Origin of the sequence: Methylobacterium oryzae (genome assembly GCF_021398735.1) — a bacterium.
Lineage (GTDB): Bacteria > Pseudomonadota > Alphaproteobacteria > Rhizobiales > Beijerinckiaceae > Methylobacterium.
In genome coordinates this window covers 3,651,472-3,665,282 of record NZ_CP090349.1, presented here as the reverse complement: position 1 = coordinate 3,665,282, position 13,811 = coordinate 3,651,472, and the positions used below count along the sequence as shown (strand labels likewise).

19 protein-coding genes are annotated in these 13,811 nt (G+C 73.1%); 15 read left to right on the top strand and 4 right to left on the bottom strand.

The window, feature by feature from the left end:
• Positions 1–106 precede the first annotated feature (106 nt).
• Complete coding sequence (locus LXM90_RS17495) at positions 107–331, bottom strand: hypothetical protein (protein WP_234083016.1); 225 nt, start codon at positions 329–331, stop codon at positions 107–109.
• Between LXM90_RS17495 and LXM90_RS17490 the strand changes: the two genes are divergently transcribed.
• From LXM90_RS17490 to LXM90_RS17480, 3 genes are all read left to right on the top strand, one after another.
• The gene (locus LXM90_RS17490; RefSeq protein WP_234083104.1) at positions 330–545 is read left to right on the top strand and encodes a hypothetical protein; all 216 of its coding nucleotides are present in this window, start codon (positions 330–332) and stop codon (positions 543–545) included. The two genes, LXM90_RS17495 and LXM90_RS17490, sit on opposite strands and share 2 nt — an antisense overlap.
• A 142-nt stretch (positions 546–687) precedes the next feature.
• On the top strand, positions 688–2,220 hold the full coding sequence (locus LXM90_RS17485) for a sensor domain-containing diguanylate cyclase (RefSeq protein WP_234080890.1): 1,533 nt from the start codon (positions 688–690) through the stop codon (positions 2,218–2,220).
• A 205-nt stretch (positions 2,221–2,425) separates the two neighbouring features.
• The gene (locus LXM90_RS17480; protein ID WP_234080889.1) at positions 2,426–2,674 is read left to right on the top strand and encodes a PilZ domain-containing protein; all 249 of its coding nucleotides are present in this window, start codon (positions 2,426–2,428) and stop codon (positions 2,672–2,674) included.
• Positions 2,675–2,788: 114 nt separating this feature from the next.
• On the opposite strand, the gene LXM90_RS17475 is transcribed toward LXM90_RS17480, so the two are convergent.
• The gene (locus tag LXM90_RS17475) at positions 2,789–3,517 is read right to left on the bottom strand and encodes a GntR family transcriptional regulator (protein WP_234080888.1); all 729 of its coding nucleotides are present in this window, start codon (positions 3,515–3,517) and stop codon (positions 2,789–2,791) included.
• A gap of 167 nt (positions 3,518–3,684) precedes the next feature.
• Between LXM90_RS17475 and LXM90_RS17470 the strand changes: the two genes are divergently transcribed.
• From LXM90_RS17470 to LXM90_RS17430, 9 genes are all read left to right on the top strand, one after another.
• Positions 3,685–4,443: an aspartate/glutamate racemase family protein gene (locus LXM90_RS17470; protein WP_234080887.1), complete on the top strand. Its 759-nt coding sequence runs from the start codon at positions 3,685–3,687 to the stop codon at positions 4,441–4,443.
• Positions 4,440–5,540 (top strand): ABC transporter ATP-binding protein, encoded by a 1,101-nt coding sequence (locus LXM90_RS17465; protein WP_234080886.1) that lies wholly within the window; start codon positions 4,440–4,442, stop codon positions 5,538–5,540. Before LXM90_RS17470 ends, LXM90_RS17465 begins: the two co-directional genes overlap by 4 nt.
• Positions 5,541–5,577: 37 nt before the next feature.
• On the top strand, positions 5,578–6,621 hold the full coding sequence (locus tag LXM90_RS17460; RefSeq protein WP_234080885.1) for an ABC transporter substrate-binding protein: 1,044 nt from the start codon (positions 5,578–5,580) through the stop codon (positions 6,619–6,621).
• Positions 6,618–7,517 (top strand): ABC transporter permease, encoded by a 900-nt coding sequence (locus tag LXM90_RS17455; RefSeq protein WP_234080884.1) that lies wholly within the window; start codon positions 6,618–6,620, stop codon positions 7,515–7,517. Before LXM90_RS17460 ends, LXM90_RS17455 begins: the two co-directional genes overlap by 4 nt.
• 29 nt (positions 7,518–7,546) lie before the next feature.
• Entirely contained in the window at positions 7,547–8,365 is an 819-nt protein-coding gene (locus tag LXM90_RS17450) for an ABC transporter permease (RefSeq protein WP_234080883.1), read from the top strand.
• Positions 8,366–8,383: 18 nt separating this feature from the next.
• Positions 8,384–9,136, top strand: coding sequence for an aspartate/glutamate racemase family protein (locus LXM90_RS17445; RefSeq protein WP_234080882.1), 753 nt, complete (start codon positions 8,384–8,386; stop codon positions 9,134–9,136).
• A complete protein-coding gene (locus LXM90_RS17440) occupies positions 9,133–10,566 on the top strand; it encodes an amidase (RefSeq protein WP_234080881.1) in 1,434 nt (477 codons plus the stop codon). Before LXM90_RS17445 ends, LXM90_RS17440 begins: the two co-directional genes overlap by 4 nt.
• Positions 10,563–10,895: a hydroxyisourate hydrolase gene (locus tag LXM90_RS17435; RefSeq protein WP_234080880.1), complete on the top strand. Its 333-nt coding sequence runs from the start codon at positions 10,563–10,565 to the stop codon at positions 10,893–10,895. Before LXM90_RS17440 ends, LXM90_RS17435 begins: the two co-directional genes overlap by 4 nt.
• A gap of 129 nt (positions 10,896–11,024) precedes the next feature.
• The gene (locus tag LXM90_RS17430) at positions 11,025–11,471 is read left to right on the top strand and encodes a hypothetical protein (RefSeq protein WP_234080879.1); all 447 of its coding nucleotides are present in this window, start codon (positions 11,025–11,027) and stop codon (positions 11,469–11,471) included.
• Here LXM90_RS17430 and LXM90_RS17425 read toward each other — a convergent pair.
• Entirely contained in the window at positions 11,456–11,788 is a 333-nt protein-coding gene (locus LXM90_RS17425; RefSeq protein ID WP_056526737.1) for a hypothetical protein, read from the bottom strand. The genes LXM90_RS17430 and LXM90_RS17425 overlap by 16 nt on opposite strands.
• A gap of 64 nt (positions 11,789–11,852) precedes the next feature.
• On the opposite strand from LXM90_RS17425, the gene LXM90_RS17420 reads away from it, so the two are divergent.
• The 3 genes from LXM90_RS17420 (at position 11,853) to LXM90_RS17410 (ending at position 13,506) form a co-directional block, all read left to right on the top strand.
• Positions 11,853–12,194, top strand: a complete 342-nt coding sequence (locus LXM90_RS17420) for a hypothetical protein (RefSeq protein ID WP_234080878.1) — start codon at positions 11,853–11,855, stop codon at positions 12,192–12,194.
• A gap of 185 nt (positions 12,195–12,379) precedes the next feature.
• Complete coding sequence (locus LXM90_RS17415; protein WP_234080877.1) at positions 12,380–13,228, top strand: methyltransferase domain-containing protein; 849 nt, start codon at positions 12,380–12,382, stop codon at positions 13,226–13,228.
• A gap of 95 nt (positions 13,229–13,323) precedes the next feature.
• Positions 13,324–13,506, top strand: coding sequence for a hypothetical protein (locus LXM90_RS17410; RefSeq protein ID WP_234080876.1), 183 nt, complete (start codon positions 13,324–13,326; stop codon positions 13,504–13,506).
• A gap of 24 nt (positions 13,507–13,530) precedes the next feature.
• Here LXM90_RS17410 and LXM90_RS17405 read toward each other — a convergent pair whose 3' ends face one another.
• Positions 13,531–13,806, bottom strand: a complete 276-nt coding sequence (locus tag LXM90_RS17405) for a hypothetical protein (protein ID WP_053621787.1) — start codon at positions 13,804–13,806, stop codon at positions 13,531–13,533.
• Positions 13,807–13,811: the final 5 nt, after the last annotated feature.

Below are 13,811 nucleotides of genomic sequence, written 5' to 3'. Positions count from 1 at the left end.
GGGAGGGGGCCGGGACCACTCGAAGGGCGGCGAAGGCCGGCGACGGTGGGATCGACCGCCGGCAGCACCACCAGGGTGAGCGGGGTCGCGGCGATCAGGACCCCGATCACCGCGGTGGCGAGCGGCCGCCGCACCTCCGCGCGGGCGCTGGTCGAGAACGCCATAGCCGGAAGTTCAGTGCCGTAAGGTGAGCCGTCAAGATCACGGGTCGCAGCGGTATCGCGGCGGCGTAGGTGGCGGCCTCCCGGACGCCGGAGCCGGTCGCCTCCAGATCGCGGAGGTAGCTCGCGGGCACGACGCCGTTCAGGATCGCGGTGCCGAAGGGCGTTATGAAACCGATCGCCGTCGGAACCGAGAACGGCTCGCTGCGCCGAGTCAGCGCCGGGTTGACGCCGGGGAAGTGCAGCGAGGTCTTCCGCCGCGTCGGTCGCGCGGAGGCCGCGCGCCGGACCGCCGGCCATGGCTTGAGTCTCCTGGCGGCGATCGCCGACATTCCCGGCGCGCCCGAGACGCAGCATTTCCCCCCGGACGGCGGCGAACTCTGAAGGCCGCGCGGCGCGATCAACGGGGTCTCTCGGATCGTGGACAGAGACCCCGGGATGTAAGACCGGCCCGACCGCCGCGAAAGCGGCGGTTAAGGCTCGACGTGCCAGAGCATGGCAACGAAGCGCCGTCCGCGGGGGGCCGATGAACGTCTGGCGACGCGTCGCCCCGTGGCTCGGCTCGGCCCGCACCTGGATTGTCTTCGGGATCCTGGCCCCGCTGGGCATGGTCGTGACGTCCGGTCTCATGCTGGCCGACCTGCGCCGCGACGCCTGGACCAGCGCGGAGCAGACCTCCTGGAACCTCCTGCAGGTCCTCGAGCGCGATATCGCGCGCAACATCGAGATGTACGATCTCTCGATCCACGCGGCGGTCGACAACCTCAAGGTGCCGGGCTTGGCCGAGGCCGACCCGCACCTGCGCCAGCTCATCCTGTTCGACCGCGCCGCGACCGCCCGCGACATGGGCGTGATGCTGATCCTGGACGAGCGGGGCGACGCCATCGGCGACATCGCGGCCGTGCCGCCGCGCCCCGGCAACTACGCGGACCGCGAGTACTTCCAGGTCCACCGGGCGAGCACCGGGCTCGGCCTCCATGTCGGGCGCCCGATCGTGTCGCGGCTCAACGGGGAGCGGATGCTCCCGTTCAGCCGCCGCATCGACCGGCCCGACGGCAGCTTCGGCGGCGTGGTCCTGGGCACCGTGAAACTGTCCTACTTCACGCACCTGTTCAGCGAGATCGATCTCGGACCGGGCGGGGCCATCAACCTGTACCTGACCGACGGCACCCGCCTGATGCGCTACCCCTACGTGGAGGCGGATCTCGGGGCGAATATCGGGAAGACCGCGATCTTCAAACGGTTCCTGCGCGAGGGACGCGGCAACTTCGTCAGCACCTCCGTGCGCGACGGCGTCGAGCGGAACTACACGTTCACGCGGATCGGAAATCTGCCGCTGATCCTGAACGTCGCCCTGTCCACCAAGGACGTGGAGGCGGAGTGGGCTGCGAAGGCGACGATCATCGGCGGCATCGTGCTGGCGCTGTGCGGACTCACGATCGCGCTGTCGCTCCTGTTCGGGCGGGAGCTGCGCCGCCGCGAGGCGCTGCGGGCCGAGATGGCGGCGCTGTCGCGCACCGACGCCCTGACCGGCCTGCCGAACCGCCGCTGCTTCGAGGACGCCCTCCGGCGGAACCTGGACGCGGCCCGGCGCGACGGCCACCCCCTGTCGCTGCTCATCGTCGACGCGGACCATTTCAAGCGCTTCAACGACCGCTACGGACACCCGGTGGGCGACCAGATCCTGCGGGGCCTCGCCCGCTGCCTCGCGGCGAGCGTGCACCGCCCCCAGGATCTCGTCAGCCGCATCGGCGGCGAGGAGTTCACCCTGCTCCTGCCCGAGACGGACGAGGCCGGCGCCCTGCGCGTCGCCGACACGGTCCACGCCGAGGTTGCCAAGCTGACCGTCCCGTCGGCCGGGATCGGGGCCGGCGCCGTGACGGTGAGCATCGGGCTCGCGGCCGTCCGGCCGGGCGCCGACCGGAGCGCGCCGTTGCCGGACCCTTACAGGCTGGCGGACGGCGCCCTGTACGAGGCCAAGAACGGCGGCCGCAACCAGACCCGCAGCGTCTCGCCGCCGGCCTCGCGAGGCGCCCTGCAGCTCGTGCGGACGTCCTGACCGGCGCGCTGCCGCGCTTTCGCGGAGCGCTTTGACGGAATCGACACGAACGCCGTGGTCTCATGGGCGCGATGGCGGACGGCCCGGACTGGGCCCGACGGCGTCGCGTCGGGACGGGGCGGGCAGGATCGATCATCCGTGCCCCGGGCCGGCGGAGCGCGCGCGGATCCGGAGGGATCCGGCCCGCAACTATAGGGTAACGAGGATGGACGACAGACGCGCCGCGCCCCGCAGACGGACCCTGCTCGAGGGCCATATCGAACTCGCCGGCGGCGGCGTGATCGACTGCACGATCCGCAACATGTCGGACGGGGGCGCTCGCCTGAGGGTCGTGAGCGTGATCGGCGTGCCCGACGCGTTCGTGCTGGCCTACGGGGTCGGCGGTCAGCGCCGGCCGGCGCGGGTCACGTGGCGCCAGGAGACCGAGCTCGGGGTCGCGTTCGGCGACGCCTGACGGGCGGCGGCCGAGGCTTCCACGCCCACCCGTGTTGAGGGGCGGATCGGATGGGCGTGGAAGGCCAGCGTCCGGCTGGTGACCCACCGATGCGACGACCGGGTTAACGCTTCGTTACCGCGCCGCGGGGTCCGCGCGCCGGGCCTGGAGCGTCTCGGCGATCACCACGCCGGTCCGCAGCACGTGGCGGTGGGCGACGGTCCCGGCCGCGGCGGCATCCCGCGCGGCGAGCGCCGCGAACAGGTCCCGGTGCTCGCGGGCCGATTCCTCCCAGCGGCTGCCGCTGGAGAGCGCGCGCAGGCGCGCCCACTGGGCCCGGGCCTGGAGCGCCGCGTGGGCCTCCGCCAGCGGGCGGTTCCGGGCGGCCTCGACGATCGTCCGGTGGATCTCCTGGTTCAGGGCGAAATAGGCGTCGAGCACTTGGTCCCGGTGCATCCGGTCGAGCTGCGCCTGCTTGCCGCGCAGCGCGTCCATCTGAACTTCGGAGATCCGCGGCGCCGCGAGTTCCGCGGTCAGCCGCTCGATCCCGGCGAGCGCCTCGAACAGTTCGAGGATTTCCTCCGGCGTCCAGTCCGGGACGCGGGCGCTGCGGTTCTGGTGCAGCTCGACCAGGCCCTCCGCGGCCAGGAGCTTGAGCGCTTCCCGCAACGGTGTGCGGCTGACCCCGAGGGCGACGGAGAGGTCCGTCTCCACGAGGGACGCGCCGGCCGGCAGCACGCCGCGCACGATCATGTCCCTGAGCCGGCCCGCCGCCTGCTCGTGCAGCCCGGTCCGCGGCACCTGCGCGGCCGGGACGACCGGGGCCTTGCGGGGTCGGCCCCGGCGGCGTGCGACGACGTCCATCGATCCTCCCGTTCTCCCGCGCCAGCCTAGCGCGTCCGGCCGCCCGATCGATGACCCATTTTTCGGCCGCTTGCGCTGCCATATCATGCATTTGCGCAAATTGCATGCAGCATGCAGAAAATGTCTTGTCGCCCGCCCGGGCCTGTCGGATGCTTCACGGATCGGGGATGGATGCGATGGAACGAGCGAACCGCACGACGCGTCTGGGCATGCTGACGCCTTCGTCGAACAGCGTCCTGGAGCCGGCCACGGCGCATCTGCTGGCCGGGCTCGCGGGCGTGAGCGCCCACTTCGCCCGCTTCCGCGTGACGGAGATCGGCCTGTCGGCAGCGGCGCTGGACCAGTTCGACCCCGAGCCGATCCTGGCGGCGGCCGAACTGCTCGGCGATGCCCGCGTCGCCGCGATCCTGTGGAACGGCACCTCCGGCGCTTGGCTCGGCTTCGACGCGGACGAGCGCCTGAGCGCCGCGATCACCGACCGGACCGGGTGCCCGGCCTCCACCGCCGCACTCGCCTTCCGCGACCTGTTCCGCGCCCGGGATTTCCGGCGGATCGGCCTCGTCACGCCCTATACCGGCGACGTGCAGCGCCGGATCCGGGACAACTGGGCCGCGGCCGGCTTCGACTGCGCCGCCGAGCGCCACCTCGGCCTGTCGGAGAACTTCGCCTTCGCCGAGACCGGCCCGGAGGCCATCGCCGGCATGGTCCGGGCGGTGGCGGCCGAGGGCGTCGACGCGGTGGCGATCGTGTGCACGAACCTCGCGGGCGCCGCGCTCGCCCCGGCCCTGGAGGCGGAACTCGGCGTGCCGGTGATCGATTCGGTGGCCGTCACCCTGTGGAAGGGCCTGGAGCTGGCGGGCTGCCCGACGGCGCATCTCGCCGCGCACGGCCGCGCCTTCGCGGCGGGCGGGGAGGGCCGCCCGTGAGCGCCGGGACCACCCTGATCCTCGACGGGATCACCCAGCGCTACGGGACGGCGCTCGCGGTCGACACCGTGACCCTCGACATCAGGGGCGGGGAGCTCGTCGCGCTGCTCGGGCCCTCGGGCTGCGGAAAGACCACCCTGTTGCGCGCGGTGGCGGGCTTCCTGAAGCCCACGGAGGGGCGCGTCATCATCGGCGATCAGGCGGTCGACCACCTGCCGCCGAACCGGCGCACCGTCGGCATCGTGTTCCAGAACTACGCCCTGTTCCCACACATGAGCGTCGCCGACAACGTCGCCTACGGCCTCGCAGCCCGGGGCGTCGGGCGGGCCGAGCAGAGGGCGCGGGTCGCCGAGATGCTGGCGCTGGTGCGCCTCGAGCACCTCGCCGCGCGCTTCCCGCGGGAGATGTCGGGCGGCCAACAGCAGCGGGTGGCGCTGGCCCGGGCGCTCGCCGTGCGCCCCTCGATCCTGCTCCTCGACGAGCCGTTCGCGGCCCTCGACAAGAACCTGCGCCTCGACATGCAGATCGAGATCAAGCGCATCCAGCGCAGCGCCGGCACCACCACACTGATCGTCACGCACGACCAGGAGGAGGCGCTGTCGATGGCCGACCGGGTCGCCGTGCTCAACGCCGGCCGCCTGGAGCAGTTCGCCCCCCCGACCGACGTCTACGACCGCCCCGAGACGCTGTTCGTCAACACCTTCGTGGGCACGGCCAACGTCCTGCACGGGCGGCTCGCGACGGAGGCGGGCGGCGCCCGCGTGGTGGCCCTGGAGGCGGGCGGCCTGCTCCCCGCCGCCACGTCCCTGCCGGACGGGACCCGGGTTGCCGCCTGCCTGCGGCCCGAGCACGTCGCCTTCGCGGAGGAGGGACCGGGGGCCGGGGCGGGGGCCGTGGATGGCCTCGACGGCGCGGTCGAGGTCGGCCTGCCGCTGGGCGCCACCCTGGTCCACGAGATCCGCCTCGACGGCGGCGCCCGCCTCAAGACCGCCGAGCCACGCGCGGCGGGCGCCCGGCCCCGGTTGCCCGGCACCCGCGTGCGCCTGCGCCCGACAGCACCCGAGCGGGTCGGCGTCTTTCCCGATCCCCGACACTGAGGCCGAGCCGCCCGACACCGAGCCAGGAGAACCGACCATGCCCCTGCACCGCCGAAGCCTCCTCGCCGGCGCCCTGACCCTCGGCGCCGCGCAGGCCTTCCCGGGCCTGTCCCACGCGCAGGCGCGCAAGCTCGTCTTCGCGACCTTCACGGGCAGCTGGGAGGAGGCGCACAGGGCCGTGCTCGTGCCGGCCTTCCGCAAGAGTTCGGGCGGCGACGTGATCCTCGATCCGATGCTCTCGGTCGACCAGATCGCCAAGGTCCAGGCGGCCCGCGCCAACCCGCCGATCGACGTGATGCTGCACGATCCGGGGCCGGCCCTCACGGCCATCGCCCAGGACCTCGTCGAGCCATACCCGGTGGCCCAGTCGGCCCATTACGGCGACCTGATCGCGGACGCGCAGGAATCGATGGGCCCGGCGCCGTTCTTCCAGATCGTCGGCCTGACCTACAATCCCGAGAAGGTGAAGACGCCGCCGACCTCCTGGGCCGACCTGTGGAAGCCCGAGTACAGGGGCCGGGTCGGCATCACCAACCTGAACTCGACGCTGGGCACCGGTTTCCTCGTGGAGATCGCCCGCATGCACGGCGGCTCTGAGACCGACGTCGAGCCGGGCTTCAAGGCGCTGGAGGCGCTCAAGCCGAACCTCGCCGCCGTCGCGGCCAACCCGGGCGCCCTGGCGGCCCTCTACCAGCAGGAGCAGGTCGACATCGGGCCGGGCAATTTCAACGCGATCCAGATCCTGAAGGCCCGGGGCGTGCCGGTGGAGTTCGCCGCACCGAAGGAGGGCATCATCGCCTTCAAGACGACGATCCACATCGTCAAGAACACGCCGTCGAAGGAGCTGGCCTTCAAGCTGATCGAGGCCGCGCTGTCGCCGGAGGTGCAGGCCAAGCTGATGCAGAGCCCCTACCTGATCGTGCCGACCAACCGGAAGGTCGCCATCGAGGGCGAGGTCGCGAAGGTCCTGGCGAAGGACGCGGACGAGCTGAAGCGCAAGTCGGTGTTTCAGGACTGGGCCGCGATCAACCGCGGCCGGCCGGCCTGGATCGAGCGCTTCAACCGCGAGATCCGGGTGTGAGCGCCGGCCCGGCCACGGCGGGCCCGGTCGCGGCGCCCCTCCGCCCGGGCCGCGCCTGGACGGCGGCCTACGACATCCGCCTCGCGTTGCCGCTCGGGGCCTTCTTCCTCGTCTTCTTCCTGGCGCCGCTGGCGCTGCTGCTGCTCGTGAGCTTCTACGCCGATCCGGCCATGACCCGGTTCGGCCTCGACCAGTACGCCCGGTTCCTGCTCGACCCGTTCTCCCTGCGGGTGCTCGGCGCGACCCTGTGGCTCGGCGTCGAGGTCACGGCGCTGACCCTCCTGCTCGGCCTGCCGCTGGCGCTGCTCCTGACCTGGGCGCCCGGCCGGCTGCGCGGCCTGCTGACCCTGATCGTGCTGCTGCCGCTGCTCACGAGCGTGGTGGTGCGGACCTTCGCGTGGATCGTGATCCTGGGGCGCCAGGGCATCGTCAACGCCGCGCTCCTCGGCCTCGGCCTCACCGACGCGCCCCTGAAGCTGCTCTACACCGAGGGCGGCCTCGTCCTGGCGCTGGCGCAGGTGCAGCTGCCGCTGATGGTCCTGCCCCTGGTCACCGCCCTGTCGCGGATCGACCCGAACCTCGCCGACGCCTCGGCGGCGCTCGGGGCGGGGGCGTGGCGCACCTTCCTCCGGGTGACGCTGCCGCTCTGCCTGCCCGGCATCGTGGCGGGCTGCCTGCTGACCTTCGCGGCGGCGATCACCGCCTTCATCACCCAGTCGCTGATCGGCGGCGGGCAGATGCTGTTCATGCCCATGTACCTGTACCAGCAGGCGTCCTCGCTCAACAACTGGCCGTTCGCGGCGGCGATCGCGATCGTCTTCCTCGTGGCGGTGCTCGCCTGCGTCACGCTCCTCAACCTCGCGGGCCGCCTGTCGGGCGGCCGCGCGCGCGCCTGAGGTCAACGGGCGGTCTCCGGGAGGTCACCATGCGGACGAGCCTGCGGCGCGATTTCGACTGGTTCAGCTTCCACGGCGCGGTGCTGCTGCTGGCCGGGCTCTGCCTCGTCCTGCTGGCGGCACCCACCGTGATCGTCGTGGTGGTGTCGTTCACCAGCGGCTTCTCCCTGCGCTTCCCGCCGCCGGGCTACGCCCTGCGCTGGTACGCGGCGCTCGCGGAGGCCGAGCAGCTCCGGGCCGCCGCCTGGAACAGCCTCGTGGTGGCGGGGTGGACGACCCTGCTGTCGGTGGTGCTGGGCACCGCGGCGGCGCTCGCCATCGCCCGGTCGCCGCGGCTCTCCGCGCGGCTCCTCGACAGCCTGTTCCTGTCGCCCCTCGTCCTGCCGGCCCTGGCCTTCGGGCTCGCCGCCCTGATGCTGTTCAGCCTCGCCGGCATTCCGGTCTCGCCGCTGACCCTCGTGCTCGGCCACACCGTGGTCTGCGTGCCCTACGTGGTCCGCACCACCGTGGCGGCCCTGTCGCAGATGGACCCGGTGCTCCTCGAGAGCTCGACCTCGCTCGGCGCCTCGCGCCTCTACACGTTCCGCCGGGTGACCCTGCCGCTGATCCGGCCCGGGATCCTGGCCGGCGGCTTCATCGCCTTCATGGCGAGCTTCGACAACGTCCCGGTCTCGCTGTTCCTGCGCGACGCCGCCACCGACATGCTGCCGATCCGCATGTGGCAGGACCTGGAGGGCCGCCTCGACGTCACGGTGGCGGCGGCCTCCAGCCTGCTGATCCTCGTGACCGTGGTGCTCGCCGCCGTGATGGAGCGCGCCGCAGGCCTGTCCCGCCGGATGGCGGGCTGAAGCGCCCGGAGCCCTCGCATGCGGATCCTGCTCCTCAACCCCAACACCTCGGCGGCGATGACCGCGCGCATGGCGCGGGCCGCCGAGGCGGCGCTCGCCCCCGACGCGCACATCACCGCGCTCACCGCCACGTCCGGCCTGCCCTACATCGCGAGCCGGGCCGAGGCGCAGCTCGCCGGGGCGGCGGTGCTGGAGACGCTCGCCGCTCACCATTCCGGCCACGACGCCGCGGTGATCGCCGCCTATGGCGATCCCGGGCTGGTCGCCGCGCGGGAGCTGTTCGACCTGCCGGTCGTCGGCATGGCCGAGGCCGCGATGCTGACCGCCTGCCAGCTCGGGGCGCGGTTCGCGGTCGTCACCTTCGCGCCGGCCCTGCTGCCCTGGTACGAGGACGCGGTGGCGCTGGCCGGGCTGTCGGCGCGCTGCGCCGGCCTCCACGCGGTGCGCCGGCCGTTCCAGGCCGTGACGGACGTGCAGGACGAGTTGCGGCCCGAGATCCTGGCCCTGGCCGAGCGGGCGGTGGGGGAGGGGGCCGACGTCGTGATCCTGGCCGGCGCGCCGCTCGCCGGCCTCGCCACGGTCCTGCGGGACGCGGTGCCGGTGCCGCTCGTCGACCCGCTGGCGGCCGCCCTGGGTCAGGCGCAGGCCCTGGTGCGGCTCGGGACGCGCCCGCCGCGGGCCGGCCGCTTCGCCCGGCCGCCCGCGAAGCCGGCCACGGGCCTCGCCGGGCCGCTCGCCCGCTGGATCGCCCATCGCGAGGAGGAGTCATGACCCGGATCGACGCGGACGGCCCGCTCTGGACCCTCTCGGCCGCCGCCCTGGGCCGCCGCTACGCGGCCGGGACGGCGAGCCCGGTCGCGGCCGCCCGCGCCTGCCTGGAGCGGGCCGAGGCCGTGAATCCGACGCTCAACGCCCTCGTCGCCGTCGATCCCGAGGGCGCGGAGCGCGCCGCCGCGGCGAGCGCCGCGCGGTGGCGGGCGGGGCGGCCGCTCGGGCCCCTCGACGGCGTGCCGCTGACCGTCAAGGACAGCCTGAACGTCGCCGGGTTCGCGACCGGCTGGGGCAGCCGGCTCTACGCGGGGGAGGGGGCCGGGCAGGCCGTCGACCGCGACGAGACGCCGGTGGCGCGCCTGCGCGCGGCCGGGGCGGTGATCCTGGGCAAGACCAACGTCCCCGAGCTGACCGTCCAGGGCTACACCGGCAACCCGGTTCACGGCGTCACCCGGAACCCGTGGGATCCGGCGCTGACGCCGGGGGGCTCCAGCGGCGGCGCCGTGGCGGCGGTGGCCTCCGGGATCGGCCCCCTGGCACTCGGAACCGACGCGGGCGGCTCGATCCGCCGCCCCGCCTCCCATACCGGCCTCGTCGGCCTGAAACCCACCGCCAGCCGGGTGCCGCGGACCGGCGGGCTGCCGCCCATCATGCTCGACCTCGAGGTGGTCGGGCCGATGGCGCGCACCGTCGAGGATCTCGCGGCGGCGATGCGGGTCCTCGGGGCGGCCGACCCGGATTCCGTCGCGCCGCACGGCTTCGGCCCGTTCGGGAGCGCCGCGGTGCCGGAACGCCCGCTGCGGATCCTGCACGTCCCGGCCTTCGGGACGGCCCCGGTCGATCCCGAGATCGCCGACAGCGTCGCCGAAGCGGCTGGGTGCCTCGCCGGCCTCGGCCACCGGGTCGAGACCGGCCGCTTCGACGCGGCGACGGCCATCACCGAGGCGTGGCCGGTCCTCGGCCAAGCGGGCATCGCGTGGCTGATGCGCGCGCATCCGGGCGGACTCGACGCGCTCGGCCCCGACATCCGCGCCCTGGCGGAGGCCGGGGCGGCCCTGTCGGCGGCCGACCTGTTCGCCGTGCAGCGGATGGCACTGGCGCTGCGCCGGGACCTCGCCGCCCTGTTCGCCGACCACGACCTGCTGATGACCCCCGCGGCCGCGGCGCTGCCATGGCCGGCGGAGGACACCCATCCGCCGCGCATCGCCGGGGTGCCGGTGGGCCCCCGCGGCTCGGCGACCTTCACGGGCTTCGTCAACGCCGCCGGCTGCCCGGGGATCTCGATCCCCTGCCGACCCTCGGGCGCCGGGCTGCCGATCGGGTTCCAGCTCGTGGCGCCCTGGGGCGGCGACGAGGCCCTGGTCGCGATGGCGGCCGCCTACGAGGCGGCCCATCCCTGGCGGATGGTCTGGGAGGACGCGGCCCCGTGACCGGCTTGTCGCTCCACGCCGTCGACGCCGCCACGGGCCGGCCGGCCGAGGGGATGCGCGTGCGCGTCCTGCGCGCCGGGGGAAGGCGGCGGGTGATCGCCGAGGGCCGCCTCGGGGCGGACGGGACCCTCGACCATCCGGTCGTGCGGACGCGGCTCGCCGCCGGCCTCTACGAGGTCGTGTTCGTCATCGGGGACTTCGTCGGGGCCGCGGGGGAGGGGTTCCTGGAGGAGACCGCGATCCGCTTCCGGCTCGACGACCCCGACCGCCACTGCCACCTGCCGCTGAAGTTCACCGCCTTCGGGGTGGCGCTGTTCCGCGGCTGCTGAGCCGCACGCGCCGCCCTCGGACCCGGCCCGCGACGGCGCGGTCCGGCCGCAGCCCTCCCCCAAGAGGTGACCGGAGCCTCCGGAGAGCCTAGACTCGCCCCCGATCGCGGCGCGCGCAGGAGGTAGCCGATGCGGGTTCAGGCGATGACGATCCCGGCCGCGGCCGGGCCCGCGACGCGCGGCGCCCCACGGGCGCGCCTGCTGCTCGCCGCGCTGACGATCCTCGCGCTTCCGCTGGCCTTCGTCGCGGCCGCGCGGGTCACCGCGGCGCCCGTCGATCCCGACCTCGTGCGGGTGATCCGCTTCATGGCGCTGCTCAAGGGCGGCTTCGCCCTGGCGGCGCTGGCCGGCTGCTTCTGGCGTCTCGGTCGGCCCGCCGGCTGGCGGAGCGCCGTCTACGTGGCCGGACCGCCGCTCATGGCGCTCGGGGCGGCCGGCCTGTGGTCCCTGCGCGATCCCGGGCTGGCGGCGCTCGGCCTGCATCTCGGCCTGTTCGCGGTCCTGGCGGCGGCGCTGACCGACCGCGAGGCCCTGCCCGACCGGCTCCGCGCCGCGCGTCGTCAGATCGTCTCGTAGGCGAACAGGACCGAGATCAGCGTCAGGCCGATCAGCCCGATGACGAAGCAGATGTCGGCGCAGCGCTCCAGGGTGACCGAGAGATCGCCGCCGTCGTCCAGGCGGATCGACAGGTAGGACGCGATCGCGCTGACCAGGAACAGGATCGCCGTCAGGGCGGCGGCCTCGTCGACGTGGCTCGGCCCGATCCAGCCCTCGGCGATCTTCACGAGGCCGATCAGCGTGGTGCAGACGCCGACCATCGTGCCGGCATTGGGGAGGATGTGGCGCGACAGGCTATCCTCGCCGGACCCGGTGCCCTTCCGCCTTTCGGCCATGCGCTCCTCGTACAGCTCCGCTCCGGCCGATGGCCCCCTGATACCGCGCCCGTGGAGGTTCGTCATGAAGCGCCCACTCACCACCAACTTCTCCGCACCGCCGCCGGAGCGTGCCCACCCGCCCGAGCCGGCGCCCGCGGCGGCCTCGTGGCGCGACGTCGCCCCGTTCGCGGCCGCCCTGATCGCCACCCTGGAGGCGATCGAGGCCGGGCAGAAGGCCGGGCCGGCGATGCGGGCGCATCGCTCCGCCATGCGCCGCCAGGGCGAGGCGGCCGCCGCGCTCGGCGGATCCGAGGCGCTGGAGGCCGTGCTCAACCAAGTCGCGGACGCCGACGCGGCCCGGGCCGAGCGGCGCCTCGCGCTCGTCCGCGAGGCCTGGGCGGGCCTGCCCGGGGGAGGGGCGTGAGGCGTCCTGCCGGCTCGCCGGATCGGGCTGGCGGCAGATCCGGGACGGCGTCGCGCGGTCGGGCAGCGCGCCGACGCGCCACGATCCGAATTCGGGTCGCCGCGTAAAGATTTGATACAGGATCTCGGATAAATTCGGCGCTGGCCACACCGCGTCAGCTCGAGATCGCTCGTCGGGAATTTGTGATGGACGACCAGGACAAGCAATTTATCACGCAGCAGATCCTCGACGTCGGCCGCCAGCTCTATGCCGCCCTCGACAGCAAGATCATGACGGCTCACGCGCAGCAGCTGGCGCAGATGCAAGATGTCCGACGCCTCGCCGTGGTTCAGCTCGCGCCGAAGAACGATTTCTGCCTCGTGACGGATCATCCGATCGCCTACGAGAGCAACGATCACACGGTTCCGCGCGGAACAAAGGATGACAATACGCGCAATCAGCGGTTCTGCCACGCGATCGAGAGCCATTTCGGCCGAAAGGTCAGGGCCCTGGACCTCGGCTGCGCAGGGGGCGGCCTCGTCTTCGATTTCCTCATCCGAGGCAACGCGGCTTTCGGGATCGAGGGGAGCGATTACTCCCTTCGCGCGCAGCGCGCCGAGTGGTCCATCATCCCGGACTTTCTGAAGACCTGCGATATCACCAAGCCCTTCTCTCTGATGGATCAGAGGTCAGGGACGAAAGCGAAATTTGACGTCATCACGATGTGGGAGGTCCTCGAGCACATCGAGGAATCGCTGCTTCCTCAGCTGTTCGCGAACGTGAAATCCCACTTGGCGGACGGCGGTCTTTTCGTGGGCTCCGCCGCGACATACGACGATGTCGCCAACGGCGTGAGCTACCACCCGACGGTCAAGCCGGAGACGTGGTGGCGCGAGCTTGTCCGGCAGCACGGGCTGGAATTTGTCCCGATGACCATGTTTCAGTTCAAGGATTTCTGCCGAGGCTCCGGCAACGAGAACGCGTTCTACGACGCCGATTTCAGCAAGAATCCCGAGCTCGGCTTCCACTTCGTGATGAAGCACCGCTCCGCTTGAGGCGGGGCTTCCGAGCTCGACCGGTCGGGCGCCACAGGCTTGAGCGGTCCGCCTGCGCGCACCACATGGACGGGAGCGACAGCGCGGGGCCGACCATGTACGACCTCATCCACACCCTCCGCCTCTGGCTCTGGCGCCGCCGAGTGCGGGCCATGGCGCGGGAGTGCCGGGCATCCGGGACCAGCGACGGCGACTGGATCGCCGCCACCGTCGCGGCCTCCGCGACGAGTTCGGGTCCGGGCGCGCCGGTCTCGTACGTGAGCGGCACCGGCCTGTAGCGGATCCCGCTCGGCCGGGCGCGGTCAGCCTTCCGGAGAGGGCTCGGCGGCGGCGGCACCCGGCTCGGGCGCCGGGCCGGTGTCGAGGGTGCCGCTGTGGACCAGGGCGCCGGCCCAGGCGCCCGCGATGATCCGGACCTGCTCGATGGCCTCGGCGCGAGTGAAGGGCCTGTCACCACCTCCCGAACGGCCCTCGTCCCAGTAGACGTAGCCGGTGCGCCGGCCGCCGGCATCCTCGACGCAGGCGGCGTTCTCGAGGACGCAGATCCGGAGCGGGAGCTTGAGACCGAGTGTGGGCATAGGGC